The 26,637-nt window shown below is 72.0% G+C and carries 27 protein-coding genes and 3 tRNA genes; 12 read left to right on the top strand and 18 right to left on the bottom strand.

Annotation, left to right across the window (positions count from 1 at the left end):
• Positions 1 to 48: 48 nt before the first annotated feature.
• From ACLII4_RS03240 to pyrH, 3 genes are all read right to left on the bottom strand, one after another.
• Positions 49 to 135: transfer RNA gene (locus tag ACLII4_RS03240), tRNA-Ser, on the bottom strand.
• Between the two features lie 131 nt (positions 136 to 266).
• Positions 267 to 836 carry a ribosome recycling factor gene (gene frr, locus ACLII4_RS03235; protein WP_412069462.1) on the bottom strand — a complete coding sequence of 190 codons (570 nt, stop codon included), beginning with the start codon at positions 834 to 836 and terminating at the stop codon, positions 267 to 269.
• Between the two features lie 49 nt (positions 837 to 885).
• Positions 886 to 1,668 carry a UMP kinase gene (gene pyrH, locus ACLII4_RS03230; RefSeq protein ID WP_412069461.1) on the bottom strand — a complete coding sequence of 261 codons (783 nt, stop codon included), beginning with the start codon at positions 1,666 to 1,668 and terminating at the stop codon, positions 886 to 888.
• A 165-nt stretch (positions 1,669 to 1,833) separates the two neighbouring features.
• Between pyrH and ACLII4_RS03225 the strand changes: the two genes are divergently transcribed.
• The gene (locus tag ACLII4_RS03225; protein WP_412069460.1) at positions 1,834 to 2,400 is read left to right on the top strand and encodes a TetR family transcriptional regulator; all 567 of its coding nucleotides are present in this window, start codon (positions 1,834 to 1,836) and stop codon (positions 2,398 to 2,400) included.
• A gap of 20 nt (positions 2,401 to 2,420) precedes the next feature.
• Here the strand turns inward: ACLII4_RS03225 and ACLII4_RS03220 are convergent, their stop codons facing one another.
• Both ACLII4_RS03220 and ACLII4_RS03215 read right to left on the bottom strand, forming a co-directional pair.
• Positions 2,421 to 5,018: a tetratricopeptide repeat protein gene (locus tag ACLII4_RS03220; RefSeq protein ID WP_412069459.1), complete on the bottom strand. Its 2,598-nt coding sequence runs from the start codon at positions 5,016 to 5,018 to the stop codon at positions 2,421 to 2,423.
• A 48-nt stretch (positions 5,019 to 5,066) separates the two neighbouring features.
• A complete protein-coding gene (locus ACLII4_RS03215; protein ID WP_412069458.1) occupies positions 5,067 to 5,627 on the bottom strand; it encodes a sigma-70 family RNA polymerase sigma factor in 561 nt (186 codons plus the stop codon).
• Positions 5,628 to 5,741: 114 nt separating this feature from the next.
• Here ACLII4_RS03215 and ACLII4_RS03210 point away from each other — a divergent pair, with 114 nt between their 5' ends.
• Positions 5,742 to 6,299: a hypothetical protein gene (locus ACLII4_RS03210; protein WP_412069457.1), complete on the top strand. Its 558-nt coding sequence runs from the start codon at positions 5,742 to 5,744 to the stop codon at positions 6,297 to 6,299.
• A gap of 80 nt (positions 6,300 to 6,379) precedes the next feature.
• On the opposite strand, the gene ACLII4_RS03205 is transcribed toward ACLII4_RS03210, so the two are convergent.
• The 6 genes from ACLII4_RS03205 to rplM form a co-directional block, all read right to left on the bottom strand.
• Positions 6,380 to 8,119, bottom strand: coding sequence for a M56 family metallopeptidase (locus ACLII4_RS03205; protein WP_412069456.1), 1,740 nt, complete (start codon positions 8,117 to 8,119; stop codon positions 6,380 to 6,382).
• Complete coding sequence (locus tag ACLII4_RS03200) at positions 8,112 to 8,495, bottom strand: BlaI/MecI/CopY family transcriptional regulator (RefSeq protein ID WP_412069455.1); 384 nt, start codon at positions 8,493 to 8,495, stop codon at positions 8,112 to 8,114. The genes ACLII4_RS03205 and ACLII4_RS03200 overlap by 8 nt, the downstream gene beginning before the upstream one ends.
• A 168-nt stretch (positions 8,496 to 8,663) precedes the next feature.
• Complete coding sequence (tsf, locus tag ACLII4_RS03195; RefSeq protein WP_412069454.1) at positions 8,664 to 9,497, bottom strand: translation elongation factor Ts; 834 nt, start codon at positions 9,495 to 9,497, stop codon at positions 8,664 to 8,666.
• Between the two features lie 138 nt (positions 9,498 to 9,635).
• Positions 9,636 to 10,487: a 30S ribosomal protein S2 gene (gene rpsB / locus ACLII4_RS03190; RefSeq protein WP_412069453.1), complete on the bottom strand. Its 852-nt coding sequence runs from the start codon at positions 10,485 to 10,487 to the stop codon at positions 9,636 to 9,638.
• Positions 10,488 to 10,690: 203 nt separating this feature from the next.
• The gene (gene rpsI / locus ACLII4_RS03185) at positions 10,691 to 11,080 is read right to left on the bottom strand and encodes a 30S ribosomal protein S9 (RefSeq protein WP_412069452.1); all 390 of its coding nucleotides are present in this window, start codon (positions 11,078 to 11,080) and stop codon (positions 10,691 to 10,693) included.
• Between the two features lie 70 nt (positions 11,081 to 11,150).
• Positions 11,151 to 11,594 carry a 50S ribosomal protein L13 gene (gene rplM, locus ACLII4_RS03180; RefSeq protein ID WP_412069451.1) on the bottom strand — a complete coding sequence of 148 codons (444 nt, stop codon included), beginning with the start codon at positions 11,592 to 11,594 and terminating at the stop codon, positions 11,151 to 11,153.
• Positions 11,595 to 11,879: 285 nt separating this feature from the next.
• Here rplM and ACLII4_RS03175 point away from each other — a divergent pair, with 285 nt between their 5' ends.
• The 6 genes from ACLII4_RS03175 (at position 11,880) to ACLII4_RS03150 (ending at position 16,681) form a co-directional block, all read left to right on the top strand.
• Positions 11,880 to 12,587 carry an RNA polymerase sigma factor gene (locus ACLII4_RS03175; protein WP_412069450.1) on the top strand — a complete coding sequence of 236 codons (708 nt, stop codon included), beginning with the start codon at positions 11,880 to 11,882 and terminating at the stop codon, positions 12,585 to 12,587.
• Positions 12,588 to 12,634: 47 nt separating this feature from the next.
• Positions 12,635 to 13,540, top strand: a complete 906-nt coding sequence (locus ACLII4_RS03170; protein WP_412069449.1) for a hypothetical protein — start codon at positions 12,635 to 12,637, stop codon at positions 13,538 to 13,540.
• 62 nt (positions 13,541 to 13,602) lie between these two features.
• The gene (gene ruvA / locus ACLII4_RS03165; RefSeq protein WP_412069448.1) at positions 13,603 to 14,202 is read left to right on the top strand and encodes a Holliday junction branch migration protein RuvA; all 600 of its coding nucleotides are present in this window, start codon (positions 13,603 to 13,605) and stop codon (positions 14,200 to 14,202) included.
• A 101-nt stretch (positions 14,203 to 14,303) separates the two neighbouring features.
• Positions 14,304 to 15,023 (top strand): response regulator transcription factor, encoded by a 720-nt coding sequence (locus ACLII4_RS03160; RefSeq protein ID WP_412069447.1) that lies wholly within the window; start codon positions 14,304 to 14,306, stop codon positions 15,021 to 15,023.
• Positions 15,024 to 15,146: 123 nt separating this feature from the next.
• Positions 15,147 to 16,220 carry a sensor histidine kinase gene (locus tag ACLII4_RS03155; protein WP_412069446.1) on the top strand — a complete coding sequence of 358 codons (1,074 nt, stop codon included), beginning with the start codon at positions 15,147 to 15,149 and terminating at the stop codon, positions 16,218 to 16,220.
• Complete coding sequence (locus tag ACLII4_RS03150; protein WP_412069445.1) at positions 16,217 to 16,681, top strand: MarR family winged helix-turn-helix transcriptional regulator; 465 nt, start codon at positions 16,217 to 16,219, stop codon at positions 16,679 to 16,681. The genes ACLII4_RS03155 and ACLII4_RS03150 overlap by 4 nt, the downstream gene beginning before the upstream one ends.
• Before the next feature lie 7 nt (positions 16,682 to 16,688).
• Here ACLII4_RS03150 and ACLII4_RS03145 read toward each other — a convergent pair whose 3' ends face one another.
• The 5 genes from ACLII4_RS03145 to ACLII4_RS03125 form a co-directional block, all read right to left on the bottom strand.
• Entirely contained in the window at positions 16,689 to 17,132 is a 444-nt protein-coding gene (locus tag ACLII4_RS03145; protein WP_412069444.1) for a peptidase S1, read from the bottom strand.
• A gap of 90 nt (positions 17,133 to 17,222) precedes the next feature.
• Complete coding sequence (locus ACLII4_RS03140; protein WP_412069443.1) at positions 17,223 to 18,989, bottom strand: hypothetical protein; 1,767 nt, start codon at positions 18,987 to 18,989, stop codon at positions 17,223 to 17,225.
• Positions 18,990 to 19,046: 57 nt separating this feature from the next.
• The gene (locus tag ACLII4_RS03135) at positions 19,047 to 19,502 is read right to left on the bottom strand and encodes a peptidase S1 (RefSeq protein ID WP_412069442.1); all 456 of its coding nucleotides are present in this window, start codon (positions 19,500 to 19,502) and stop codon (positions 19,047 to 19,049) included.
• 355 nt (positions 19,503 to 19,857) lie between these two features.
• Positions 19,858 to 20,832 (bottom strand): branched-chain amino acid transaminase, encoded by a 975-nt coding sequence (locus ACLII4_RS03130; protein WP_412069441.1) that lies wholly within the window; start codon positions 20,830 to 20,832, stop codon positions 19,858 to 19,860.
• 519 nt (positions 20,833 to 21,351) lie between these two features.
• Positions 21,352 to 21,834, bottom strand: a complete 483-nt coding sequence (locus ACLII4_RS03125; protein ID WP_412069440.1) for a J domain-containing protein — start codon at positions 21,832 to 21,834, stop codon at positions 21,352 to 21,354.
• 213 nt (positions 21,835 to 22,047) lie between these two features.
• Here ACLII4_RS03125 and ACLII4_RS03120 point away from each other — a divergent pair, with 213 nt between their 5' ends.
• Complete coding sequence (locus ACLII4_RS03120) at positions 22,048 to 23,664, top strand: hypothetical protein (RefSeq protein WP_412069439.1); 1,617 nt, start codon at positions 22,048 to 22,050, stop codon at positions 23,662 to 23,664.
• A 6-nt stretch (positions 23,665 to 23,670) separates the two neighbouring features.
• On the opposite strand, the gene ACLII4_RS03115 is transcribed toward ACLII4_RS03120, so the two are convergent.
• A tRNA-Val gene (locus ACLII4_RS03115) sits at positions 23,671 to 23,744 on the bottom strand.
• Between the two features lie 78 nt (positions 23,745 to 23,822).
• Positions 23,823 to 23,895 (bottom strand) — tRNA-Gly (locus ACLII4_RS03110).
• 202 nt (positions 23,896 to 24,097) lie between these two features.
• Between ACLII4_RS03110 and rpmH the strand changes: the two genes are divergently transcribed.
• Genes rpmH through yidC form a run of 3 tightly spaced genes read left to right on the top strand, consistent with a single transcriptional unit; the run spans position 24,098 to position 26,637 of the window.
• Entirely contained in the window at positions 24,098 to 24,253 is a 156-nt protein-coding gene (gene rpmH, locus ACLII4_RS03105) for a 50S ribosomal protein L34 (protein ID WP_311661370.1), read from the top strand.
• Positions 24,254 to 24,257: 4 nt separating this feature from the next.
• The gene (locus ACLII4_RS03100; protein WP_412069438.1) at positions 24,258 to 24,692 is read left to right on the top strand and encodes a ribonuclease P protein component; all 435 of its coding nucleotides are present in this window, start codon (positions 24,258 to 24,260) and stop codon (positions 24,690 to 24,692) included.
• 25 nt (positions 24,693 to 24,717) lie between these two features.
• Positions 24,718 to 26,637: a membrane protein insertase YidC gene (gene yidC, locus ACLII4_RS03095; RefSeq protein ID WP_412069437.1), complete on the top strand. Its 1,920-nt coding sequence runs from the start codon at positions 24,718 to 24,720 to the stop codon at positions 26,635 to 26,637.

Raw genomic sequence — 26,637 nt, 5'->3', positions numbered from 1 at the left:
CCGAACACAGAACCGCCCCACCGGCAGGTACCGGCGGGGCGGTCGTCGCGGAGAGAGAGGGATTCGAACCCTCGGTACGGTTACCCGCACACACGCTTTCCAGGCGTGCCCCTTAAGCCACTCGGGCACCTCTCCGGGGCTCGAAGTTTACAAACGGGCGCCGGGCGCGCGTCCAAAGGATCGCCGAAGATCGAGGGGGCGGCGCAGGCCGCGAGCGCGAGCCGGGGCCTCTGCTGGCGCAGCCGCCACGGCCACCCACAGCGGGCTCAGACCTTCATGATGTCCTTTTCCTTGGCCTCCATCGTCCGGTCGACGCGGCCGACGTAGTTGTCGGTCATCTCCTGAAGCGACTGCTCGGCCTCGTACTGCATGTCCTCCGAGAGCGACTCCGCGTTCGCAGTCTTCTTGATGGCGTCCTTGGCCGAGCGGCGCGCGTTGCGGATCGAGATCTTTGCCTCCTCGCCCTTGGCGCGGGCGCTCTTGGCGAGGTCGCGGCGGCGCTCCTCGGTCAACGGCGGGATCGAGAGCAGGATCTGCGAGCCGTTGTTGGTCGGGTTGAGGCCGAGGTTGGCGTTCGTGATCCCGCGCTCGATGGCGCCGATGGTGCCCTTGTCGAAGGGCGTCACCGTGATCAGGTCCGCCTGCGGCGCGGCCGTGTTGGCGACCTGGTTCAGCGGGATCGTGGTGCCGTAGGCCTCCACGCGGACGCTGTCGAGCATCTGCGGGTTGGCGCGGCCGGCACGGATGGTGTTGAGCTCGTGGACGAGGTGGTCCAGCGCGGAGTCCATGTCCATCTCGGCCTCGTCGAGGGCGTCCTGGAGGGAAGAGTCGATCATGACGGGAGTCGGTCGGGTGGAGGCGCTGGCGTCCGCCAGCCGGGACAAGCTAGGCGAGGACGACGGGCTCGGCGGCGGCGTCCCAGTGGACCGTCGTGCCGAGGTCGTCGCCGCGGAGCACGCGGGCAAAGGCGCCGGGCTCGTTCATGTCGAAGACCAAGATCGGCAGGCCACTCTCCTTCGCGAGCGTGACGGCGGTCAAGTCCATCACCTGGAGGTCGCGCTGGATCAGCTCGCCGCCGTGGATGGAGCTGTACCGCTGGGCGTCGGCGTCCGTCTCGGGGTCGGCCGTGAACACGCCGTTGACGCGCGTGCCCTTCAGGATCACCTCGGCGTCCATCTCCGAGGCGCGGAGTGCGGCGGCGGTGTCGGTCGAGAAGTAGGGGTGCCCGGTGCCCGCGCCGAACACGACGACGCGGCCCTTCTCGAGGTGCCGGATGGCGCGGCGGCGGATGAAGGGCTCGGCGATCTCGTTCATGTCGATGGCCGAGACCAGGCGCGTGTGCAGGCCGACGCCCTCGAGCGCGTCCTGGAGCGCCATCGCGTTGATCATCGTCGCCAGCATGCCCATGTAGTCGGCGTGCGCGCGGCTCGACATCTTCGAGCCCTCGGGCGAGACGCCGCGGAAGATGTTGCCGCCGCCGATGACGAGCGCCACCTCGGCGCCCATGTCGACGGCCTCTTTTACATCGGCGGCGTACTGGCCGAGCACGGCGTGGTCGATCCCGAACTCCTGCTCGCCGAGGAGCGCTTCGCCGCTCAGCTTGAGGAGCACACGGCGGTAGCGGAGGCCGTCGGGGCGGTGCGACGGGTCGTCGGCGTCGGGGGACATGGGCGGCGGTGAGGGGGCGGGCGAAAGGTACGCCGGGCGGGCGTGTACCGGTCCGGCCGGCTCGCGCGTTGTCCCGGGTGCCGGCCGTGTCATCTGGAGCGCGCCCCGATTCGGAAGACGGTCACCGGCGGTTTACTTTGCTGTCCCCTCTCCCCCTGCGCTCGCATGGCCGACCGCCCCCGTCCGCCCATCACCGGCGACCGTGCCGCCACCCGGGCCAAGCTGCTCGCGTCCGCGCGGCGCCACCTGTCGCAGGCCGGCTACGGCCAGGTCGGCGTCCGCCAGATCGCGGGCGATGCGGGTGTCAACGCGGCGCTCATCAACCGCTATTTCGGGTCCAAGCTCGGCCTGTTCGCCGAGGTCGTCGGCGACAGCTTCACGATTGGCGACCTGCTCGTGGGCGACCGGGCGACACTCGGCGACCGGCTGGCGCGCTACCTCGTCCGCCCCCGCCGCACGGGCTTCGACCCGACCCTCGTCCTCCTTCACTCGGCGCCGCATCCCGAGGCTGGCGGCGTGCTCCGGGCCGCGCTCGCCGAACAGGTGGCGACCCCGCTCGCGGACTGGCTCGGCGGGCCGGACGCCCGCGAGCGCGCCGGGCTCATCACCGCCATCCTGTTCGGGTTCACGCTGACGCGCGACGTGGTCGGGGCGTCCGTGCTGGCGGGCGAGGAAGAGGCGATCGTCGGCCACCTCGGCGATGTCCTGCAGCGGCTCATCAACGGGGCCTGACCCGCTACCCAAGGGCGGATCTACAGCCCGGTCTCGCGGCGGGCCTCGCGGACCCCGTCGAGGCACCCGGGGTCGGCCTCGGCCGCCGCCCGGCAGATCCGCTCGCTCTCGTCGAGCAGCGCCGCAGCTTCGGCCGGCTCGCGGTCCGCGAGAAAGACGGCGAGCACGCGCGTCGCGGCCGCAAGCGGAGGCGCCGAGCCGGGCAGTCCGGCGCGCTGGACGGCCAGCCCCTCGCGGAGCAACCGCTCAGCGCTCGCCGGGCGCCCCAGCGCTGCGTCGGCCCGCCCGATCCGCTGGAGGACCGACCCGTAGAACGGGTGCTCGCTCCCGACCGACCCCTCGACGACGGCCAGCATCTCGACCAGCGTTTCCCGCGCGCGCTCATAGTCGCCCTGGCTCGACTGGATCCGGGCGAGGTTGCCCAAGCTCGCCCCCACCTCGATGTGGCTGGATCCCAGCACCGCGCGACGGATGGCGAGCCCGTCCCGGGCGTAGCGCTCGGCGGCGACGTACGCCTCCCGGTCGAACTCGAGGCTGGCGAGGTGGTTGAGCACGTAGGCCACTTCCGCGTGTCGGTCGCCGAACAGCTCGCGGTTCATCGCCAGCGCCGCCTGGTGGTAGGGTTCCGCGTCGTCGAGGAAGCCGCGGTCGCGCTTGGCGAGCCCGACCAGGAGCAGGGCCTCGGCGATCTCCGTGTGAGGGGCCGTCAGGTGGCGCTGGCGGATGGCGAGGGCCTGTCGCGCGAGGGAGTCTGCGCGCGGGAGGTCGCCCTCGACATCGGCGAGCTGGGCGAGGCCGAGGTAGGTCTGCGCAAAGGCGAGGTCGCCGGCGGGGAGGTGGCGCCGCTGAACGGCCAGGACGACCTGGAAGAGCGAGTCGGCCTCCTCGTAGCGGCCGGCGTCGTACTGATGCGAGGCGAGGTTGGCGAGCGTCGCGGCCGTCGCCGGGTGGTCCGCCCCGACCGACGCCTCGCGGACGGCGACGGCGCGGCGGTAGAGCGCGTCGGCGGCCTCGAAGTCGCCCGTGAAGTAGCGGAGCTGGGCGAGCGCCGTGGCCGTCCCCGCCACGTCGTCGGGGTCGGGCGCCGGGAGGCCGTCGAGCATGGCGAGCGCGTCGGTCAGGAGCGTGTCGGCCTCGCCGTAGCGGCCCAGTTCGGTGTAGACCTCGCCGATGATCCGCATGAGGGGCGCCTGGATCTCCGGGCGGCCGGCGAGCTGGGCGCGGACCCGCGCCGCGCCCCGATCTAGCACGTCCACGACGAGCGCCGAGTCGCCCTGGGCCTGGCTCGGGTCCGCGTTTTGGAACACGTCCCCGAGGAACGTGGCGATCTCGGTGGCCTTGGCGGCCTCGCCCTCGGCGCGATCGCGCTCGGCCGCCAGGCGCGTCGTGTAAAACGCCGTCAGCGCGACGGCGACGAGCACGGCCGCGGCGGTCGCCAGCACGCCGGTCCGGTGGCGGCGCACGAACAGGCGCGCGCGGTAGCGCCGCGTCGCCGGCCGCGCCGCGACGGGCTGGCCCGCGAGGTGGCGCCGGACGTCGGCGCCCAGCTCGGCCGCCGAGCCGTAGCGGCGCTCGGGCTCGGTCCGGAGCGCCTTGAGGCAGATCGTGTCGAGGTCGCCCTGGAGGCGCTTGGCGAGGGCCGCTGCGGTCGTCCCCCGCTGGCGAGCGGCGGCGTCGGTCACACGCGTGCTCGGGCGCTCGGGCCGGCCCTCCAAGACGGCCCGCTCCGCCTGGGCCCGGCTCCCGCCCGTGTCGAGGGGCGCGGCGCCGCAGAGCAGCCGGTACAGCAGCCCGCCGAGCGCGTACACGTCGGTCGCCGTCGTCGGCGGCTCGCCGCGGACCTGCTCGGGCGCGGCGTACGCGGGCGTCAGCAGGCGGTGGCCGGTCTGGGTGAGGTGCGCGTCGTCGTCGGAGAGCACGCGGGCGATCCCGAAGTCGAGGAGCTTGGGCGCCCCGTCGGGCGTGACGAGCACGTTCGACGGCTTGAGGTCGCGGTGGACGACCAAGTTCTGGTGGGCGTACGCGACGGCGTCGCAGACGCGCGCGAACAGCGCCAGCCGGGCCTCGACGCCAAGCTGGCGGTCGTCGGCGGCGTCGGTGATGGGCTCGCCCTCGACGAGCTCCATCGCGAAGTAGGGGCGGCCGTCCGACGCCACGCCGCCGTCGAGGAGCCGCGCGATGCCGGGGTGCTCGAGACGGGCCAGGATCTGGCGCTCGGCGCGGAACCGCGCGAGCACGGCGTCGGAGTCCATGCCCGGCTTGAGGCGCTTGAGCGCGGCCGTCTGCTCGAACCCGTCGGCCCGGTCGGCGCGGTAGACGGCGCCCATCCCGCCCGTCCCGATCCGCTCGCCGAGGACCCACGGCCCGACCCGCTCGCCGGCGTGCGTCGGGGCGAGCGCGTCGTCGAGGGCGCGGTCCGAGAACAGGTCGGTGGCCCGGCCGTCGAGCAGGGTGTGCTGGTGGTCGTCGCCGTCGAGCAGGTCGGCCACCTCGGCGTAGAGGTCGGGGTCGCTGCCGGCGGCCGCGCGGAGCCAGGCCGTCCGCTCGTCGGGCGGGCGGTCGAGGGCGCGCTCGAAGAGCGCCTGCACCTGGGTCCAGCGGTCGGTGACGTCGGCCATGTTCAGGGGGGAGGGTACCCCGGACGCCCGGAACGGCGGCCCGACCGATCACACGCCGTTGAGTTCGTGGCTCAGCCACGCCTTCGCGGCCCGCCAGTCGCGGCGGACCGTCGGCTCGGAGATGCCCAGCGCCTCGGCGATCTCGGCGTGCGTGAGCCCGCCGAAGAACCACATCTCGACCACCTTCGCCGACCGCTCGGACCGCGCCGCCAGCCGGTCGAGCGCCTCGTCGAGCGCCAGCAACTCGTCGGCCCGCGCGACGCGGCCGACGGCGCCGTCCTCGTACGTCGCCGCGATCTCGTCGCCGCCGCGCTTCTCGGCGCGCCGGTCCCGGGCGTAGTTGACCAGGATCCGCCGCATGGCGATCGAGGCGACGCCCAGGAAGTGCGCCCGGCTCTGCCAGTCGACGCGGTCCTGGCGGACGAGCTTGAGGTAGGCCTCGTGGACGAGCGCGGTCGTGTTGAGGGTGTGGCCGTCGCGCTCGCGGCGGAGCTGGCGGTGCGCGAGGTCCTGGAGCTCGGCGTAGACGCGCGGCAGGATGGCGTCGACGGCGCTCGCGTCGCCGTCGCGGAGGTCGGCGAGCAGCTCGGTAACGTCGGAGTTGGACACGGGCAGCGGGGCGAACGTGAATAAAAACTAGGGACGATGATCGGTCCGGGCGACAGGCCGGGCGCTAGGGGGTGGCGGCCCGTCCGTCACCTTCCCTCCCCTACCCCCGCTACCATGCTCCGCACCGCCCTCCTGCTCGCCCTCGCCGTCTCCCTCGCCGCCTGCGACTCCGCCGGCCCCGAAGAGACGCCCCTCCCCGAGAGCCCGGCCGGCCCAACGATGGCCAACGTCTCCATCAACCTCGACCAGATCCGCGTCATCGGGGACTGCGAGAACAGCCCCTCCAACCCCGGCGACTTCCAGTTCAAGATCTCGTTCGTCGACGAGGGCAACCAGAGCGTCGGGCCCGAGCTCCAGTTCCCGAACGGGACCTACGGCGACAACTCCCGCCAGAACCACCTCACCCTCCTCACGGGCCGCACGCACAGCGTCAACCAGACGGCCACCCTCCAGCGGCCCGCCCAGGAGGGCAGCGCGTTCGGCGTCGTGTTCGCCGCGACCGAGTGGGACAGCGCCACGACCCGCGACAGCCGGATGGACGACCGGACGAACACGCGGCTCTACGCCTACCGCGATGGCCGCTTCCAGGGCATCACCGGGTCCCAGAGCGTCTCGCTGAACGGCGGCACCGACTGCTCGGTCCGGCTCGAGTACACGATCGCGGTCGGCTAGCCGACGTGTCGACCGTCGCCCGGGGGTGTGTGCCCGGGCCCCGCCCGCCCTGGCTCCTCGGCCCGGGCGGGCGGTCTCGTTTACTGGCCGTCGCGGGCCGGGGCAAGGCGTCGCGCTGGGGCGAGGCTGGGCGCCGGGGTGAGGCTCGGCGCCGGGGCGAGGCTGGGCGTCGGGGCGAGGCTCGGCGCCGGCGACGGGGAAGGCGCAGGCGCGGGTGGCGGCGGCGGCGCGGCCGGGAGCGACAGGGTCGAGCGCGTGATCCGCTCGCCGCTCGCGGTGATCACGACGAGGTCACCCGCGGTGTCCCCGTCCGAGAACTCGTCGGCGACCGCGACGGCGGTCCGGCGCGAAGTCCCGGCCTTCATCCGGATCTCGACGCGCGGGCGGGCGCCGTCGCCTCGCCAAACGGACACCGCCTCGATGTCGTCCCCATGCGTCGTCGGCATCGGCGGCGGCGGGGGCGGCGGCGGGGCCGGGGGCGCGGGCGGGGCGTCCGGGGCGTCCGGGGCGCCCGGGGCGCCCGGCGGCGGCGGGGGGGCCGGGGCGGGCGGCGGCGGCGGGGCGGGCGGCGGCGGGGGCGGCGGGGGGAGCGCGTCGAGCGACAGGGTCGACCGCGTGATTCGCTCGCCGCTCGCGGCGATCACGACGAGCTCGCCTTCGGTATCCCCATCGCTGTAGCGGTCGGCGATGGCGACGGCGTCCTGGCGCGAGGTCCCGGCCTTCAGCACGATCTCGATGCGCGGGAGCGCGTCGTCGCCCTTCCGTACAGAGACGGTCGCGATGGCGTCGTCGGTCGTGTCTGCCGGGGCCACCACCGAGGTGGGCGTGATCGGCGCGGCGGGAGCGTCGGGGACGGCGGCGGCCGCGAGCACGAGCGGCACTACGAGAAGGGCAGCGCCGACGAGCCACGCCAGGCGCGGGCGGTCGGGACGGAGATGGGTCATGGCAGTCAGTCGGTGGATGAGGGTGGACGAGGAGGCGCCGAGCGCGAGCCCCGGGGTCGAGCGGGTGGAAAAGAGGGTGAGCAAGCGGCCGTAGCGGGCGGCGCGGGCGGGCCACAAGCGGACCACATCCGCATCCGCGACGCGCTCGCGGTCGAGAGCTAGGCCTCGGGCCAGGACGTGGATGAGGGGGTGCCACACGAAGGCGGCACAGACGGCGCGCTCGGCGAGGTGCCACCCGAAGTGGGCGCGGCGGACGTGCGACAGCTCATGCGCCAGCGCCAGTTCGCGGGCCTCGCCGTCGAGCCCGTCGGGCACGGCGACGACCGGCTCGCGCCAGCCGATCGTGAACGGCGCCGACAACGGCCCAGCGGCGGCGACCTCGACGGGGCGCCGCAGGCCGAACACGGCGCCGAGCGCCCGCCCCTCGCGGCGGAGCGCCGCGTCGCCCGCCCGCAGCCCGTGCCGCGTCCGCGCCAGCCACACGACGCCGCCGGCCAGCAACACGAGCGCGACGACTGACGCAAGCGCCGCGAGCAGCGCGAGCCCGCCGAGCGCCACGACGACGCCGTCGACGCCCGACGACCCGGCCGGGAGCGCGCCGAGGGCGACCTCGAGGCCGCCCGTCGGCGCCTGCGGTGGGATGGCTGGCGCCAGCGTCGGCACGAACGGGGCGAGCACGGGGGGAATGACCACGAGGGCGGGCAGCAGCGCCAGCGCCGCGCCGCGCGCCCACAGGCTCACCGCGGCGGACGGGCGCGCGAGCCGGAGCCCGGCCTCGACCGCCAGCGCGACGGCGGTCCACGCCAGCACGGGCGTGCCGAGCACGGCCCAGGCGTCGGCGCCGAGCGCGGCGAGTGTGTGGAGGACCTCAGGCATCGGACTCGCCCCCCAGTTGCTGGAGCAGCCGCTCGACCTCGGCCTGCTCGTCGGCCGTCAGCGACTCGTGGCGCGCCAACGTCTGGATGAGCGTCCGCGCAGAGCCGCCGAACACCTTATCGACGACCGACGTCAACAGCGAGCCGCGTACCTCGTCGGCCGGGCGCTCGGCGGAGTAGACGAAGGTGGCGCCGTCGCGGACGTAGCTCAGGTACCCCTTGTCGGCGAGGTTCTTCATGACCGTCGTGACGGTCGTGTAGGCGACGTCGCGGTCGATGCGGGCGTGGACGTCGCGGGCGCTCGCCGAGCCCAGCGCCCACACGGCGCGGAGGACTTCCATCTCGGTGCCGCCGAGGGCGGTGATCGGGTTTCGCATGGCGGGCTTCGATTCGGTTCGAAGGACAGGGTACGGTTCCGTTCGAACCTTGTCAAGTCGGCGTGCGAGATCGCCGCAGGCGGCGCGCAGGTGCATAAAAAACGCCCGCCCGGCACGGAGCCGGGCGGGCGTCGAATCGATCGGCCGGCGACGGGCGCCAGCGATGCGCTAGCCGCCGAGCGCGAAGCGCACGAACCGGCGCAAGTCGGCTCCCTGGCTCTTGAGCATCTGGGCGACGGTCTGCGAGGAGTCCTTGACGAAGGGCTGCTCGACGAGCACGTTGTCCTTGAAGTAGCGGCCCAGCTTGCCCTCGGCGATCTTGTCGAGGATCTGCTCGGGCTTGCCCTCGGCGCGCGCCTGCTCCTTCCCGATCTCGCGCTCCTTGTCCTGCACGTCCTGGGGGACGTCGGCGCGCGTGGCGGCGATCGGGTTCATCGCCGCGGCCTGCATGGCCACGTCGCGGCCGGCGCCGGCGAGGTCGCCGTCGCCCTCCATCTCGACGAGCACGCCGAGCTTGGCGCCCGCGTGGATGTAGTCGACGACGGTGCCGCCCTCAGTCGCCTCCATCACCTCGAAGCGGCGGAGGTCGATCTTCTCGCCGATCTTGCCGGTCATGGTCGTCAGCGCCTCGCCGAGCGGCTGGCCGTCGATCATCACCGAGGTGCGGGCCTCGTCGAGCGAGCCGGGCCGGGCCGCCAGCAGGGCGTCGGCGACGGACTGGGCGAACGCGACGAAGTCGCTGTTGCGGGCCACGAAGTCGGTCTCGGAGTTGACCTCGGCGATGACGGCGGCGTCGCCGGCGTCGGTCGTGGCCGTGACGATGGCGCCCTCGCTCGCGTCGCGGTCGGCGCGCTGGGCGGCGACCTTCTGGCCCTTCGTCCGCAGGATCTCGATGGCCTTGTCGAAGTCGCCGTCGGCCTCGACGAGCGCCTTTTTGCAGTCCATCATGCCGACGCCGGTGGCCTCGCGGAGCTTCTTGACGTCCTGTGCCTTGATTGCCATGGTTCTGATTCGGGTACGTGATTCGGGGAAGGGTGGCCGGGCGAGCCCGGCGAAATCGGGGGGGGCCGCTACGCGAGCGGGGCGCAGGGCGGGGAGACTCCCACGCTCTACGCCCCGCGTCTCGATGCAGAGCGGGCGCTACGCCGACGTCTTGTTGGCGGCAGCCTCGACGCGGGCCTCGGTCTCGGCGTCGGCCATCGTCGTCACGGGCTCCTCGGCCTCGGCCTTGGCCTCCGCGGTGTCGGCCTTGACCTCGTCCGCGGCGCGGCTCTGGGCCTCCGCGACGGCCGAGTCGCGCTCGATGGCGCCGGCCTTCTGGCCCTCGATGATGGCGTCGGCGATGTGGCGCGTGAACAACGCCACCGACTTCATCGCGTCGTCGTTCGCCGGGATCGGGAAGTCGACGAGGTCCGGGTCGACGTTGGAGTCGACGAGGGCGATGATCGGGATGTTGAGCTTGCGGGCCTCGTCGACGGCGATGTGCTCGCGCTTGACGTCGACGACGAAGACGGCGCCGGGCAGCTTGCCCATGTCGGCGATGCCGCCGAGCACGCGGTCGAGCTTCTCGAGCTCGCGCGAGCGCATGAGGCGCTCCTTCTTCTTGAGCTTGTCGGTCGTGCCGTCGGCGTCCTCGCGGCGAAGCGTCTCCATCCGGCGCAGCGAGCCGCGGATCGTCTGGAAGTTGGTCATCATGCCGCCCTGCCAGCGGTCGACGATGAACGGCATCCCGGCACGCTCGGCCTCTTCGCGGACGACGCCCTGCGCCTGCTTCTTGGTGCCGATGAACAGGATCTTGCGGCCCTTCGAGGCGAACCGGCCGGCGGCCTCGGCCGCGTCGTCGAGCAGCGTCTGGGTCTGCTTGAGGTCCAGGATGTGGATCCCGTTCCGCTGCATGAAGATGTACGGGGCCATCTTCGGGTTCCAGCGCGAGGTCAGGTGCCCAAAGTGGGCGCCGGCGCGGAGAAGGTCTTCAATCGAGGCACGTGCCATGGTCTGTCGTGGGGTGTGGCCGGGGAGCGGCGAGCCGCTCGGGCCGAGGTTGATCCTGGCCCCGCCGTCGGCTGCGCTGGCGATCCCGGCCGAGGCCGGGACACCCGCCAGCGCATCGGGCGGGGTGTGTGATAATGGCGTCGACGGTGGACCGTGGAGAACGATGGACGCTCACCCTTCCGCCGCCGACTCCGCGAAGCGGCTTAGCGCTTCGAGAACTGGAACTTCTTACGGGCCTTGGGCTGGCCGGGCTTCTTGCGCTCGACCATGCGCGGGTCACGCGTCATGTAGCCGGCGTCGCGGAGGGGCTTGCGGAGGTCCTCGTTGAACTGGACCAAGCAGCGGGCGATGCCGAGCTGGATGGCCTCGGCCTGACCGGTGAGCCCGCCGCCCTTGGCGTTGACGAGCACGTCGAACTGGCCGCGGAGCTCGGTGAGGTCGAGCGGCGCCGTGGCCGAAGCCTGGCGGATCTGCGTCGGGAGGTACTCCGCGAGCTCGCGCTTGTTGACGACGACGTTGCCGGAGCCGGGGCGGAGGTAGACGCGGGCGACCGACGTCTTGCGGCGGCCGACGGCCTGGTACTGGGTTGCCATAATGGGTGTGCGGTGTTCAGGGGTCGGTCCGCCGCGTCGCCGAGAGCCGGCGACGGCGGACCGGACGGCCCTAGATGTCGAGCGTCTGCGGCTGCTGGGCCTCGTGCGGGTGCTCCGCGCCGATGTAGACGTGGAGCTTCTTGTAGAGCTGGCGGCCGAGCTTGGTCCGGGGCAGCATGCCCTTGACGGCGTTCTCGACGATGAACTCGGGCTTCGAGGCGCGGAGCTCCTTGGGCGTCCGCGAGCGGATGCCGCCGGGGTACCCGGAGTGCCGGAAGTACTGCTTGTCGGTCTCCTTCTTGCCCGTGAAGCGGACCTTGTCGGCGTTGACCACGATGACGTGGTCGCCGACGTCCATGTGGGGCGTGTACTCGGGCTTGTGCTTGCCACGCAGGATGGTGGCGATGCGGGCGGCGAGCCGGCCGACGACGACGTTCTCGGCGTCGACCACGTGCCAGGCCTGCTCGACGTCGCCGGGCTTGGCGCTGTAGGTCTTGAACGAGGTCGTGTTCATGGGGATGGGGTCCTTTGCGGTGGGGCCGGGCGCCAAAAAAATGGGCGGCCCGGCCCGCACGCGCCACTGAGGGGCAGGCGGCCCGGCCGCTCCGCGACCGGCGTGCTGGCGTCCCGTACAGAGTGTGCGGGGGCCGAGCACGATTCGAACAGGACAAGCTAGAGGGCGACCGGGCAGAGGGCAACGCGCACGCGCCCTCCGGAGGCCCAAATCGAACGGGTTCAAGGATTCTTCCCCGGGTCTAGGGCCCCCCTCTATCTTCGCGGTCCTCTGGCCCCACCGTCTGTGCTCTCGGAGCGCTCTTCCCGCCTCGAAGCCCTCGCGGCCCACCTCCCGTTCCCGCTCGACGACTTCGACGCGGCGGCGGGGGTCTTCGTCCGCTGGCGCGAGCACGGCGCCCAGGCCGACCGCGACACGGCCCAGCTCTGGGCCTACTGCTTTGTCGTGTGGTACTTCTACGGCCGGTTCGCCAGCGAGCGCTCGGCGAGCGCCAGCGACCTCGACTGGGTCATCGAACGGTCCTTCAAGCGCGTCTCTCGGTCGTTCGAGGACATCCGCGAGCCCGAGCGGTTTCCCCAGTTCGTCAGCGTCGTCTGCCGCAACATGCTGCTCACGTACCGGGCCCGGCGCCACGAGACCGTCGAGGTGAAGGACACCACCACCCCGACGCCCGCACGCGGGGCCGACGGGTTCGACCGCATCCTGACACGCCGGCTCATCGAGCGCGCGATCGCGGCGCTGCCGGCCTACGCGGCCGAGATCGCACGGCTTCGGCTGATCGAGGAGGCTAGCTACCAAGAGATCGCGGACACGACCGGCCTCGACATCGCCACGACCCGCACCTACTTCTCGAAAGCCGTCGCGCGTCTCCGCGCCGACCCCGACCTCCGCGCCCTCTACGAGGACGACCTCCCCCCTTCGGCGCTCTCCGACGCCGCCGAAAACGGGTCCCCAATGACCGATTCGCGAAAAGAACCTCGCACCAGAGGTTAGATCTGATGACCTCGCGGGTCTATGTGTCCGTGATCCCCCCCGTCACCGTGACAGACCCTGCACACCGCCTCGACGATTTCCCCGCCCTCTCGCCCGCCGAGCGGGCCGAGATCGAGCGCTTGTTGGCCGACCGCCCCGACCTCGCCGACGCGCTCGATGAGGCCCGGCGGCTCGCCGCACTCGTCGACGCCGCACGGGCACGGCCCGACCCTGGCCAGAGCGTCGTCGGGCACCGCCTGGGCCTCGACGACCTTTCCATGCCCGTCGACCCCGAGGCCACCGCCCGCCTCGGCGACCGGATCGACACGCTCGATGCGGGCGCCGAAGACGTCATCGCCCGGTTCGAGCGGCTGACCGGCCGGGCGCTCCCCTCGCTCGCGCACGCGCCGAACGATGCCCCCGACACCGACGCCCCCTCCTCGCCCGCGACGGCCCCGCTGACACTTCTCGACCGCCCCCCCGTCCACCCTGTCCGCCCCCGCTGGCGTCGCGCCTCGACGTGGGCCCGTGCGGCGGCCGTTCTGCTGGTCGGCTACGGAGCGCTGTTCCTCGCCTCCCAGGCGTCGGTCTCGGAGCGTGCGCAGATCGCCGCCCTCAGCGAGATCGAGATCGACGCGCCGGCCCTGCGGAGCGCCGACCCTACGCCCGACGCGGACCGCCTGATCGCGGCCGCCGAGGCGGTTCGTGACGCGCGGCGCTCCACGCTGGGCCTGTTCCCGAGCTACGACACGACCGCGCTCGACGCCGCTGCAGCCGACCTCGCCGACCTCTCGGATTCGGCCGACCGCCGGACGTGGGTCTCCCAGGAGGCCCGGCTCGCGCTCGGCCGCGTGCTCCTGCACCGCGGCCGCGACGCCGACGCCGCCCGCGTCCTCGGCGACCTCGTCGAGCAGGGCGGCTACCGCGCGCCCGCCGCGCGGCGCCTGCTCGACGCCGTGCGGAGCGGGAGCTAGCGCCCGCTGACAGTCGGCTGGCACCGGGTGGGCCTAGCTTGGCCCGGTCCCCCCACGACCGCATGTACGCGTACGTCTCCGGCGTCCTCGCCGACAAAAAGCCGACCGAAGCCATCATCGAGGCCGGCGGTATCGGATATCGCTTGCTGATCCCAGCATCGTCCTTCGAAAAGCTCCCCGCCGTTGGGAGCGCTGCCAAGCTGGTCACCACCTTCGTCGTCCGCGAGGATTCGCAGACGCTCTACGGCTTCGCGACCGAGGCCGAGCAAACAGCGTTCGAGACGCTGACGGCGGTGAGCGGGGTCGGCCCGAAGCTGGGGCTGGCGGCGCTCAGCGCGATGTCGCCGTCGGAGCTGCGCGACACCGTCGTGGCCGGCGACGCGGCGATGCTGACGCGCGTGCCCGGGATCGGAAAGCGCACGGCCGAGCGGCTGATCGTCGAGTTGCGGGACAAGTTCGCGGGGCTGGACGGGCTCGAAGTTGGCGGGATGTCGGGCGGCGACCGGGTCGCCAGCGAGGCCCGCGCCGACGCTCGCGCCGGGCTGGAGGCGCTCGGCCTGGGCCGTGCCGAGGCCGAGAAGCGGCTCCGCAAGGTGCTCCGCGCCCACCCCGGCACCACGTCCGCCGAGGACCTGATCCGCCTCGCCTTGCGCGAGGGCTGACCGAGCGGGTCGTGGTGTTCACGCGCCTCGTCACGGTTCGGTAATGTCGGGGTGGCAGGGGTCCCTCTAACGTGGAGGCTCCGCCCCGCTCCGCCCTGGCCATGGCCGACGACCTCATTCCCACCGACCGCCCGACCGTCCTGGTCGTCGACGACGAGCCCGACCTCGTGGAACTGCTCCAGTACGCGCTGGCGGCGGCGGGCTTCGCCGTCCTCACCGCCTCCGACGGCGTCGCGGGGCTGGCGATCGCCGAGGCCGAGAAGCCCGACGTGATGGTGGTCGACATCATGATGCCGCGCATGGACGGGCTCGCGCTCACCGACCAGATCCGCCAGCGGGCCGCCCTCCGCCGCACGCCCATCCTGATGCTGACGGCGCGGACCGAGGAGGCCGACGAGATCGCCGGGCTGGGCGCCGGCGCCGACGACTACCTCCCCAAGCCCGTCTCGCCCAAGCGGCTCGTCAGCCGCGTGCAGGCCCTGCTCCGGCGCGTCGAGCGCGACGAGACCGCGCAGACGGCGCAGATCCAGGTCCACGACCTGGTGGTCGACCGCGAGCGCTACGTCGTCGAGCGGCCCGCGTCGGGCGAGGCGTTCCGGCTCCCGCGCAAGGAGTTCGAGCTGTTGTTCTTCTTGGCCAGCCACCCCGGCCGCGTCTTCGAGCGCGACGAGCTGCTCACGGCCGTCTGGGGCGCCGACGTCGTCGTCGTGGACCGGACGGTCGACGTGCACGTGCGCAAGATCCGGGAGAAGGTCGGGAGCGCGTACATCGAGACCGTCAAGGGCGTCGGGTACCGGCTCGCGGAGACGCTGGACGCGTAGCGCCTGTCCACACCGCTGGTGGGCTCGCGATCTTGCGGACGTGCGTTCTTCCGAGCCCTCCCCCTACCGCCCGTGATCGTTCCGCCGCCCCGGTCCCCCCGCGTTCACCGGCTCGCGTTGCGGGTGGCCGTGACCGTCGCGGCGGGCGTGGGCGTGGTCGCGCTGGGGGCCGTCGCGCTGGGAGTGCCGCCGTGGGGCGTGGTCGTGGCCGTGGGCGTGGGCGCCGGGGTAGTGACGTACGCGGCCGTTTCGCACCGCGTGGCCGGGCGCCTGGAGCTGGCCCGGCGGACGCTGCGCGAGGCGCGCAAACGGCGGTTCGACGCGCTCGCGGCGCTGCCCGCCGGCGGCCGCGACGAACTCGACGCGCTCATCGAGCAGGTCGGCCGCGCGGGGCGGACGCTGCAGAGCGAGATCGAGCGGCTGGAACGGGTCGAGAGCTACCGCCGGGAGTTCCTGGGCGACGTGAGCCACGAACTGCGCACCCCCATCTTCGCCGTCTCCGGCTTTGCGGAGACGCTGCTCGACGGCGCCCTCGACGACGACCGAGTCCGCCGCCGGTTCGTCGAGAAAATCGCCACCAACGCGGCCCGCCTCGACGCGCTCACGCGCGACCTCTCCGACATCTCGAAGCTGGAGACGGGCCAGCTCCAGGTCGAACGGGCTCCCTTCGCGCTCGGCCCGCTGGCGCGCGAAGTGATCGAGGGCCTGGAACGTCTGGCGAGCGCCCACGGGGTGACGCTCGACGTGCGCGTCCCCCCTGGGCTCCCGCCCGTGCTTGGCGACCGCGCCCGGATCCGCCAGGTGCTCACCAACCTTACCCAGAACGCCGTCTCGTACAATGAGGCCGGCGGCCACGTCGAGATCACGGCGCGGCGGCGCGACGACGGGGCCGTCCGCGTGGCGATCGTCGACGACGGGATCGGCATCCCCGGAGCCTCGATCCCGCGCCTGACGGAGCGGTTCTACCGAGTCGACAAGAGCCGGAGCCGGGCCGCAGGCGGGACCGGGCTCGGACTGGCCATCGTCAAACACATCCTAGAAGCGCACGGCCAGCGGCTCGACGTAGAGAGCCGGGTCGGGTACGGGTCGACGTTCGCGTTCGTGCTGCCGCCCGCGCTCGAGGGCGCCCTCCCGCCTCCTGCGGAACACGGAGCGGCCGATGACGGATATACGGAGCCCCCACCACGGCGACCGTGACCCTTTCCGAGCTCATCCAACAGGACCGGTTTGCGACGCCGTCCCAGGAGGCGCTCCTCAACGTGCTGGCGACGGCCTCGTGGGTGGCCACCGAAATGACCTCAGCGCTCGCGCCGCACGGGGTGACGCAGGCCCAGTACAACGTGCTGCGCATCCTGCGGGGCTGCCACCCCGCGCACTACACCTGCACCGAGGTCGGCGTCCGCCTCCTCGACCGGACGCCCGACGTGACGCGGCTGCTTATCCGGCTCGAAAACCGGGGGCTCGTCCGCCGCGAGCGGGCCGCCCACGACCGCCGCGTCGTCGAGGTCTCGATCACCGAGGCCGGGCTGGAGGTGCTGAGCCATCTCGACGAGCCGGTTCAGAGCACCATCGCCCGCCTGGGCAGCCACCTGTCCGAGGAGGAACTCGCCCAGCTATCGGCGCTGCTCGAAAAGGTCCGGACCGACCAGACGGAGTAACAGCTCGCTACCAGGCCGGGTTGCCACGGACGGCCGAGAGCGTGGCCGGCGCCGCCGCGTTCGGCGAGAACGTGCCGACCCAGACGACGTAACGCCCCGGCGCGGCCTGCGCGAACGTGACGGCGGGGTCGCTGCCGCGCGCGTCGTCCGAGCAGTGCCAGCGGCCGGCCGGGTCCGAGACGAGCAGCGTCGTGTCCGAGCCGGAGACGGCGTAGATCGCCAGCGGGCCCGCCCCCTCGACGGAGACGGTGGCCGTCGGCTGGGCGTCATTGATGAAGCCGGAGCAGCCGCTGCCCGGCACGGCGTTCCGGTCGGCGCCGCCCGCGCGGATCTCGACGGACACGGCCTCCGCCCCGATCGAGAGCGTGTGCTGCGGGGTGCCGTTGGGGCGGGGCTGGGCCTGCACGGCCGAAGCCGCGAGCAGGACGAACGCGAAGAGGAGGGGACGCATGACCGGGGGGGTCTGGTGAGCCTGTCGACGTGCAAACGCCAGGCCGCCGTGCGTGGTGCCACGCGCCGGCCCCGACGCACAGATTTCTCGCTACTCCGCCAGATCGACGTAGACGGTGGCCTCCACGGGGGACGTCCGGCGCGAGAAGGTGCCCACCCAGATGGTCACCGTCCCCGGTCCGCCGTCGACGGTGACGAAGGGGTTCGGTCCGTCGGCGTCGTCGCCGCACGTCCACGAACCGTCGGGCGCGCGGACGACGAGCGTCAGGTCGGTGTCGTCGGCGTAGGCGCCGATCCCGACCGCCCCGTCGACGGCCACGGTCGCCGTCGGCGTCGATGAGACGAAGCCCCCGCAAACGTCGCCCCTGACCGGGTTGAGGATCGGTCCGCCGGCTTCGACGTCCTGCTCCAGGCCGAGCGCGAGCGCCACCTGCCCCGGGGCGGGCGCCAGCACCGACCCGTCGTGTGCCCCCTCGGACTGGGTCGGGCCGTCGTAGCCGAAGTCGCCACCGCTCGACTCGACGACGCCAGGCGCGACGGACACGGTCGCCTCCGTCGCCGCGTCGAGGTCGCCGAAGGTGCCGACCCAGACGAGGTACGTGCCCGCCTCGACGGCGTCGATCTGGATGCCGGGGTCGAGACCCTCGGCGTCGTCGCTGCACCACCAGTCGTCCGAGGGCGTCTTCACGGTGAGCGTGAGGTCGGCATCGGCCGAGGCCCTGAATGCGAACGGGCCCTCGCCGGAGAGCGTCACGCCAGCCGTGGGTGACGTCTCGATGTAGCCCGAGCAGGAGGCCCCGGTGACCGGGTTGCCGGCCTCGGGCTGGAGGAAGAGCGTCGCATCGCTGCCGCCGGCGTCGTCGGCCGAGAGGCGGACGGCGGGCGCCGCGTCGAGGCGGAGCGCGAGGTAGCTGCCCTCGGAGTACGGGCTGGACGAGACGTCGCCCTCGCCGAAGTCGCCGAAGTCGCCGAAGTCGAGGTCCGGCGCCGTCTCGGTCACCGTCAGCATGGCGCTGACCGGGTCCGACGGGCCGAAGGTGCCGACCCAGACGCCGTACGCCCCGCTCGCGGCGTCATCCACGATGACGGTCGGGTCAGTCCCTCCGAAGTCGTCGTTGCAGTCGAGTGTGCCGTCGGGCTGACGGACGACCAGCACGAGGTCCGGGAACGACTCGTCGTCGAACGCGGTGGCCCCGATCGCCAGCTCCCCCGTCCCGCCCGTGGCGTCGTAGTCGACGACAGCCGAGGGGCGGGCGGCGTTGATGTAGCCCACGCAATAGGCCTCCAGGCGCTCAGCGGCGTCGGGCCCGCCAGCCGTGACGGTTACCTCGATGGCGCCCTGGGCGGCCTCGAAGCCCCCGGCTGCATTGACGCGGCCTGCGAGCGCGGCGTTGGCGGGCCCGAGGATCGGACGTGGGGCGGGCGGGCCGGCCACGATGGTGGCGGACTGACCGTCGGCGTCCTCGGAGAAGGCGCCGAGCCAGACGGCGTACCGCCCGGCGGGGGCGCCATCGAGCGACACCACTGGCAGCACGCCGCGCGTGTCGTCGTCGCAGGCCCACGTCCCGTTCGCACGGTGGACCGCCAGCGTGGCGTCGAACTGGCCGAGGACCGACACCTCGAAGTTTCCGCCGGACCAATCGATGACGAGGTCGGGCGCAGAGGGGTCGACGTAGCCGACGCAGCCAGGCTCCGAGAGGGGCATCAGCGTCCGCGCACGGACGGTCACGCCGACCTCGACGCGCTCGGCGATGGCGGGGATGGTCCCCGCGACCGGCGCGGCGTCAGTCATCATAGGCTGCGCCGCCAGCGGGGCGGCGAGCCCGAGGGCGAGGGCGAGGGCGAGCAGGCGGGGCATCGGCAGAGTCAGAGGGGGAGTCCCCAATGTCGGCACCGCCGCCTTCCTGGGCTCGGCTTAGCGCGGGTCGATCTCTGAGATGAACAGGGTCGCCTCAGCGGGGTCGTCGCCGTAGGTGCCCACCCAGATGTTGAACAACCCGGACTCGGCCCCTCGGATGACGACGATCGGGTCACCATCGTCGTAGCTGTCGTCATCGCAGGCCCAGTTCCCGTCGGGGAGGTTGACGAGGATCGTCGTGTCGTCGCCGGAGACCGCGTAGATGTAAAGGGTGCTGCTGCCCGACGTGTCGTAGTAGAGGTCGACGTCGGGGGCCTGGGTGATGGCGCCGTAGTCGCACCCACGGACGGCCGGCTCGATATCGCCGCCGGCGACCACCTCAATGGTGTACGGGTCGTTGGGGAAGCCCTCCTCGACACGGACGTCGCCAAAGTTGGGGTCCGCGCTGACGTTTTGGGCGAGGACGGGGGCCGCCACGAAGGCGAGGAGGGCGAAGGCGAGGAGGGAACGCATAGGAGCCAAGGGGGAGGGAAGACAGGCCGGGGGTGGCCTCCCCAGGATCTACCGGAGCCCAGGAAATAACAACGTGTTCAAGTGGTGTGTCTCGGCCCGACACACAGAGGGCCCCACCCCGTGGCCGGAGCGGGGCCCTTCTCCTGTGCGGACGCCTGTGCCTTCTAGCGAGACCCCGTCCCGTACAACCCGATCCGTGGGTGCGCGAGACCCCTGGTGGACTCCTCCGCGTTGGCTGGCGCCCTTGCTTCGCGGTGCCCTCTGGGTCCGACGCTCCGGCACCGATCTCGCTGGCCGCCGGGACGGGCACGCCAGCGGCTCTCGCTCGCCGACGGGCCGACGTCCACGGTTGGGCCTAGACCTTCTCGGGGACGGCGTGTCCGTTCGTCGTCGCGCCAGCGGGCGCCTCATCGGCCGGCGTGTCGACGAAGGTGAGCCAGCCGCGCGGGTTGGCCGTGTCGCGCAGGGCTTCGAAGTAAGCCTGCTGGAGCTCGGCCGTGATGGGCCCGCGGCGGCCCTCGCCGATCTGGTAGTGGTCGATCGTGCGGACCGGGGTGACCTCGGCGGCGGTGCCCGTGAAGAAGATCTCGTCGGCGAGGTAGAGCGCCTCGCGGGGCAGGATCTTCTCGGTGACGGTGTAGCCGTGCTCCTCGGCGATCTGGATGATGGAGTCGCGCGTGATGCCGGGCAGGATCGACATGGTCGTCGGCGGGGTGTAGATCTCGCCGTCGCGGATCAGGAACAGGTTCTCGCCCGAGCCCTCGGAGAGGTACCCATCAACGGAGAGCGCAATCCCCTCGGCGAAGCCGTTCTTGATGGCCTCCATCTTGATGAGGCTGCCCCCGAGGTAGTTGCCGCCGGCCTTGGCCATCGAGGGGATGGTGTTGGGCGCGGGCCGGTTCCACGACGACACCTGCACGTCAACGCCCTCCTCGAGGGCCTCGGCGCCGAGGTACTGGCCCCACTCCCAGACGGCCACGACGGTGTGGACGGGGTTGTTGAGCGGGTTGACGCCCATCTTGCCGTGGCCACGGAACGAGACCGGGCGGATGTAGCAGGCCTCCAGACCGCTGTCGGAGACAGTGCTGACGACGGCCTCGCACAGATCGTCGACGGAGTAGCCGAGATCCATGCGGTGGATCTTGGCCGAGTCGATCAGGCGGGCCATGTGCTCCTCCAGGCGGAAGATGGCTGGGCCGCGCTCGGTGTCGTAGGCGCGGATGCCCTCGAACACGCTCGACCCGTAGTGGACGACGTGGGAGAGCACGTGGATGGTGGCGTCCTCGTAGGCGACAAGCTCACCGTTGAACCAGATGCGGGGCTGCGACATGGGCGTGGGGGGAAAAGGGAAGGAGGAAGGGCGGACCGGCCGTCGAGGGCTGGGGTGACGCGGGCGGCTCGGGCTGCGGGCGCCCCCCATGGACGGGGCGGAGGCATCGAAAGTATACGTGGACCCCAACGACCCGGAAGCGCTTCCGGTCCCTATCGATGCAGTCTTCGCGGCCTCGAGCCAGCGTCTGTGCGTCGGGGCAGGTCCGAGGGATGAGCCGTCGTCCAGAGGGGGGGGGCCACATGGTCTCGGAGGCCTACGAGGATGGCTCCCCAAGCACGGCTCAGCGCGCATGTTCGATCGGACAAGGTGGCCGGCCCACGCTCCAGGCAGGTGTCGAGATAGTCCCGCGTGTGTAGGGGGCGACCTCTCGCACTCTGCCACGCACAGGCATGTCCCGCTCCCCCCATGACTGCCCGTAGGCCTCTGGCTCCGATGCGTCGATGGCCGAAGTGCCGCCCTCACCCCAACTCGCGCGCCGGTCGTCCCGGTGTGCCTTGGCGCTCGCGGCGGCCGGGCTCAGCGCTCGGCGGGGGCAGGGCCGAAGACGTAGCGGAGGGTGTGGGGTCCGAGGGGGACGGCCCAGACGCCGACGGCGGGGGAGGCCTCGGTGGCGGGGGCGCGGGCAACGCACGTCCCGCCAGGCGGAGGCGCCGTGCCGGGGCGCCAGCCGGGAGGACGGCGGTCGGTCTCGTAAGTCACCTTGCGGGTCCCGTCGCGGGTGCGAGCGACGCGGACGGGACATGTGGGGTAGAGGGCGGGCGCGAGCCCGGCGGGGTAGCGAGGGCCGAGTGCGCGAGCCGGGGCGGGCGCCCACCGCTCGCGCTCGGCGTCGAGGTCGCGCGTGAGGACGTCGTAGGCGAGGCGGACGTGGAGGAAGGCGTCGGCGGAGCCGCCCTGGTCGGGGTGGGTCTGGCGGGCCAAGCGGCGGAACGCGCTGCGGACGTCGCCGGGGGCGGCGTCGTAGGGCAGGGAGAGGACGCGGAAGGGGTCTCGGGCCACGGCGGGGAGGGGCGCGGGCGCCTCGACGCGTAGAGGACGGCGGGGTTCGCGGGGCTGGCGCGAGCGGGAGATAGTCGACGCGGAACAGCACGCCACGAAGGAACCAAAGCGTTCCAGCCGCCCGGCACACGAGGCCAAATGAGAACCACCGGCACAGGATAAAAGGGGCGATACAGACACCCTGACTCGTCACCCGTGATTACCCCTGCCCCCATGCTCCGTCTCGTGTTATTCGCCCTCGTCGCATTCGTGCTTTCCGGATCGGCAGCGTCTCAGTCGACTGCGCCGCTCGTGATCATGGAGGGGCTGGACACACAGCGGCTCTCGGAGCCGGACCCTGGTGCCGTCGGGGCTCGCTACTGGGTGGTGCTGGGCGCGCTCGACGACGGGCGCGTTCGGACGCCGACGCCCGCGGAGTGCGCGGGGGCGAGCGTCGAGTTCGTGCTGGGGCCTCCCGCGGCGGCGGGGTTTGCGATTGGTGACGCAGCGCCTGTCAATGCACCTGGGGTGACGGTGTCGCGGGCTCAGCTTCAGCGATGGCGGGCGACGGACGCCCAGGTCCGGTCGCTGGCGCGTGTGTCGATGCCGGGGGGGCTTCGCGAGGGGGGCTCGCGGTACTGCGTGGCGTCGGCGGTGCCGGGGCTGACGGGCGGGCCGTCGAAGCCGACGGTGACGGCGCGAGTGAAACAGGACTCGTCGGCGGTGGCGTCGGCCGAGGCGCTCCGCTTCTCGTCACCGGGGGAGCGGGCGGCGGCGGGGACGTTCGAGTTTGCGACCGCGGCCGCGACGCCCACAGCGCCGGGCCTTGTGATCGTGGCGCAATCGGTGGGGCGGAACTACGCTTTCGCGAGTTCGCAAGCGCCGGGCACGTACGCGGTGCTACTCGGAGGATGGGATCCAATGGCGGACCGGGTGGTGCCGCTGTCGCTCAATGCATGTCGGTCAGCCCAGGTCAAGTTCTCGCTGCTGGCGCCGACGAAGGCGGGGCCTTCGGTGGAGTCAGCGCAAGTCAGCAGCGTGTGGATTGATGCGCTGGAGGCAGACGAGCTGTTTCCCGAGACCTTAAAGGAGGTCCGGAGCGAGCTTTATAAGCCTCCTGTGCTGCGACGGCCCGCAGCGCGCGCTGCGCGTCTGGACGGGGCCGCTCAGTCGCAGGGCCGCGGGCTCTCGCCGTTCTTCTGCATGGCCCAGGCGCCGATGGTCTTCACCAACAACGTTGGCGAGCAGCAGGTGCTCGCGGATGTCGTGACTTCGGCCCCGAGTCGCGACGTGGTGGAGACGCTTCGGCAACCGGACCACATCGGAGGGCGGCTTGCGGGCGACACGCCCGGGCGCCAGGCGGCCTTCATGCCGACGCGCGTCCATGCCCGCCCGAGGCCGTTCTTTGCCGCTGCGGTCACACCTGGAACTGCCCTCCCAGAGGAAGACGAGAGCACAGACGGGACGATTAGCGCTGCCGCACCGGATGACAACGCTGATGGATCAGGCTTCGACCTCACTCAGATCGTTGGATTTGACTTCGCGCTGGAACCGCTCTTCGGAGGGTTTCAGGGAAAGGTTGGAAGGCGGTTCCAGGCCACTAGGGTTGCCATTGGCTCGACCATCGGTGACACGTTTGGGGAGGCCCTTTATGTGGGCGTCAGCCTTCCGTCTCTCGCAAGCGTGATCAGGCCCTCAAGGTCGAGCATCGGGTACACCGCGAGTCCCGTCGATCTGACAATGGGGGTACTGATGCGGACCGACGACTTTGCTGTGTACCCGAGCGGAGCCCTATCGCTCAGCCTAGGAGACGCATTCTCCGCAATCGCGGGCGTCCTCGGATTCAAATAGCGTCGGTGGGCGGTGAGGGATTCGAACCCCCGACCCTCTCGGTGTAAACGAGATGCTCTAACCAGCTGAGCTAACCGCCCGCGCCGCTGCACCGCCCGAAGCAGGTCGCCAGCGCGATTCAAAAAAGGGGCCGGCCGACAGACGCCGGCCGGCCCCGGAGCGGGAAACGGGACTCGAACCCGCGACCCTCAGCTTGGGAAGCTGATGCTCTACCAACTGAGCTATTCCCGCAGGACGACGAAGGTACGGGATCGGCGCGGCGGCGGTCAACACGGCCCGTGCGCTCGGTGCGAAGTCAACGGCCCTTCACGGGGGCCGCGAGGCGGGACGGTATCTTTTCGGTTCCGCCGCCAGCACGGTCCCGTGTCGGCGGCGGGATCGTGTTATCCCTGCGGGCCCGCCCGCCGACGCCAGCGCCCCAGGCGCCCCCCAAATGAAGCGCACCTACCAGCCCAGCCGCCGCAAGCGCGCCAACAAGCACGGCTTCCGCTCGCGCATGGCCACCAAGAACGGCCGCAACGTCCTCGCGCGTCGCCGCGCGAAGGGCCGCCACGACCTCACGGTCTCCGACACGAAGGCCTCCAAGTAGTCCGGTGCGGCCCGGCGCGTTCCCGCGCTCGCGGCGCCTCAAGCGGCGCCGGCTCATCCGGCCGCTCTTCGAGCGAGGCCGCGACGACGTGGGCCGCGCGACGGCCGGCACGGTCGTGGTCTTGTACCGCGTGGTGCCGCGCGACGCGACGGAGGGCGCCCCGGCCCAGGCCGGGTTCGCGCCCGGCCGCCGACGGACGAACGCGCGGCGCACGGCCGTCCGCCGGTACCTCCGCGAGGCGTTCCGCCAGCACCAGGGGCCGTTGCTGGCGACGTTCGCCGACCGCCCGGACGCGCTGACGCTGATGGCCTTGTACCGAGGCCGCGACGACGACGCCTCTGAGGCCATCCGCCGCGACTTGCCGCGCGCCCTCGACCGACTCGTGGGCCGGCTCGCGGACGCGGACCGGCCCGCACCCTCGGACGCCCCCGCCTCGTAAGGCACCCGACCTCCCCCCAACGTCTGTGGAACCCCAGGGCCTCGACCGTACTGCCCTTATCGGCATCCTCCTCATGTCCCTGATCCTGGGGGTGTGGATGATCCAAACCGCGCCGTCACCGGAGCAGATCGAGGCGCAGCAGGCGGCGGCCGACTCGCTGGCGGCGATCGAAGAGGTCGCCCCGGTAGAGGACGAAGTGGCGCCGGAGACGCTGGAGGCCGAGGCGCTGGTGGCCCCGACCGACTCGGCGTTCGCCCGCGCCCTGGGCCGCCCCGCGAGGACGTTCGTCGTGGCGACGGACCGCTACCACGCGACGTTCTCGACTCAGGGCGGCACGCTCGTCTCGTACAAGCTGCTCGGTTACGACAACGCGGCGACGGGCGAGCCCGTGGAGTTGGTGTCCGACTCGACCGGCGCGATCGCACTCGGCGTGCTGCCGGCTCGCGGCGAGTACCTCGACACGCGAGCCCTGTCGTTCACGCCCGTCGTTGACGGCGAGGTGTTCCGGGGCGACACGCTGCACGTCGAGGAAGGCGAGGGCACCCTGCGCTTCGACGCGCCCGTTGGCCAGGGCGGGCTGCGGTTCGTCTACGGGTTCGAGCACGACTCCTACGACCTCGACTTCCAGATTGCCACGCCGGGCACGGACCTGCTGGCGCAGGGCGGCGGCTACGAGCTGGTGTGGGACGGGGCCGTCCCGCTGGCAGAGGCCGACCCCATGGGCGAGGCCCAGCAGGGCGGCGCGTTCATGAGCACCGGCGGCGAGACGGAGTCGGTCAAACTGACGGAGGCGGGCGAGGAGGACCCGCTCGTCCGCACGGGCGCCGTGGACTGGGTCGCCGTCAAGACCAAGTTCTTCATCGCCGCGATGATCCCCCAGACGGCGACCGACGGCGCCCGGCTGACGGGCACCCAGGTCGGTGAGGCCGACGAGCCCGACTCGGGCTTTGCCCAGGACTACACCGCACGCCTCGAGCTGCCCCGCCTCGCGGCCGGCGAGACCGCCGCGTTCACGCTCTACCTCGGGCCGCTGGAACTGCGCCGGCTGGCGGAGTACGGGTTGTACGACACCGTCGACTTTGGCGCCTGGGTGGGCTGGATGATCCGCCCGATCGCGCGGTACGTCGTCGCCCCCACGTTCGCCTTCCTGTCGACGTTCATCCCCAGCTACGGGCTGGTGATCATCGTCTTCGCGCTGTTGATCAAGCTGCTGCTGTGGCCGCTGACGGCGGTGAGCTACCGGAACGCGGCCAAGATGCGCGAGCTGCAGCCGCAGCTGACGGCCGTCAAGGAGAAGTACGGCGACGACCCGCAAAAGCAGCAGGAGGCCATGATGGGCGTCTACAAGACGGCCGGCGTGAACCCGCTCGGTGGCTGCCTGCCGATGCTGCTCCAGTACCCGCTTCTTATCGCGCTGTGGCGCTTTTTCCAGTCGACGCTCGTGCTTCGCGGCGAGTCGTTCCTGTGGGCGGCCGACCTATCGGCGCCGGACCCCGTGCTGCCGCTGCCGTTCACGATCCCGTTCGTGGGCGACTACCTGGCAGGCTTCACGATCCTGATGGCGCTGTCGATGGTGGTCTCGATGCGGCTGTCGATGTCGTCGTCGAGCGGGATGGCGGGGGGCCAGCAGAAGGTGCTCATGTACATGATGCCCCTGATGTTCTTCCTGTTCTTTAACCGGTTCCCATCGGGCCTGTCGCTGTACTACCTCGCGTTCAACCTCTTCTCGATCGTCCAGCAGCGGCTCGTGAACAAGCAGGTGCACGACGCGCACGAGCGCGGCGAGACGCCGGAGATCGACAAGGCGGCGGCGGCGCTCGACAAGGCGGCGGGCAAGAAGCCGACGGGCAAGCGGAGCCGCCGCCCGGGCCGCAAGGGCGGCATCACCACGCAGGCGCTCTCGCAGAACGGCCGCTCGAACTCCAAGAAGAAGGGCAAGAAGTAG

Origin of the sequence: Rubrivirga aquatilis (assembly GCF_046845665.1) — a bacterium.
Taxonomy (GTDB): Bacteria; Bacteroidota; Rhodothermia; order Rhodothermales; family Rubricoccaceae; genus Rubrivirga.
The sequence above is the reverse complement of the archived record's forward strand: the minus strand, read 5'-3'. Positions and strand labels throughout refer to the sequence as shown.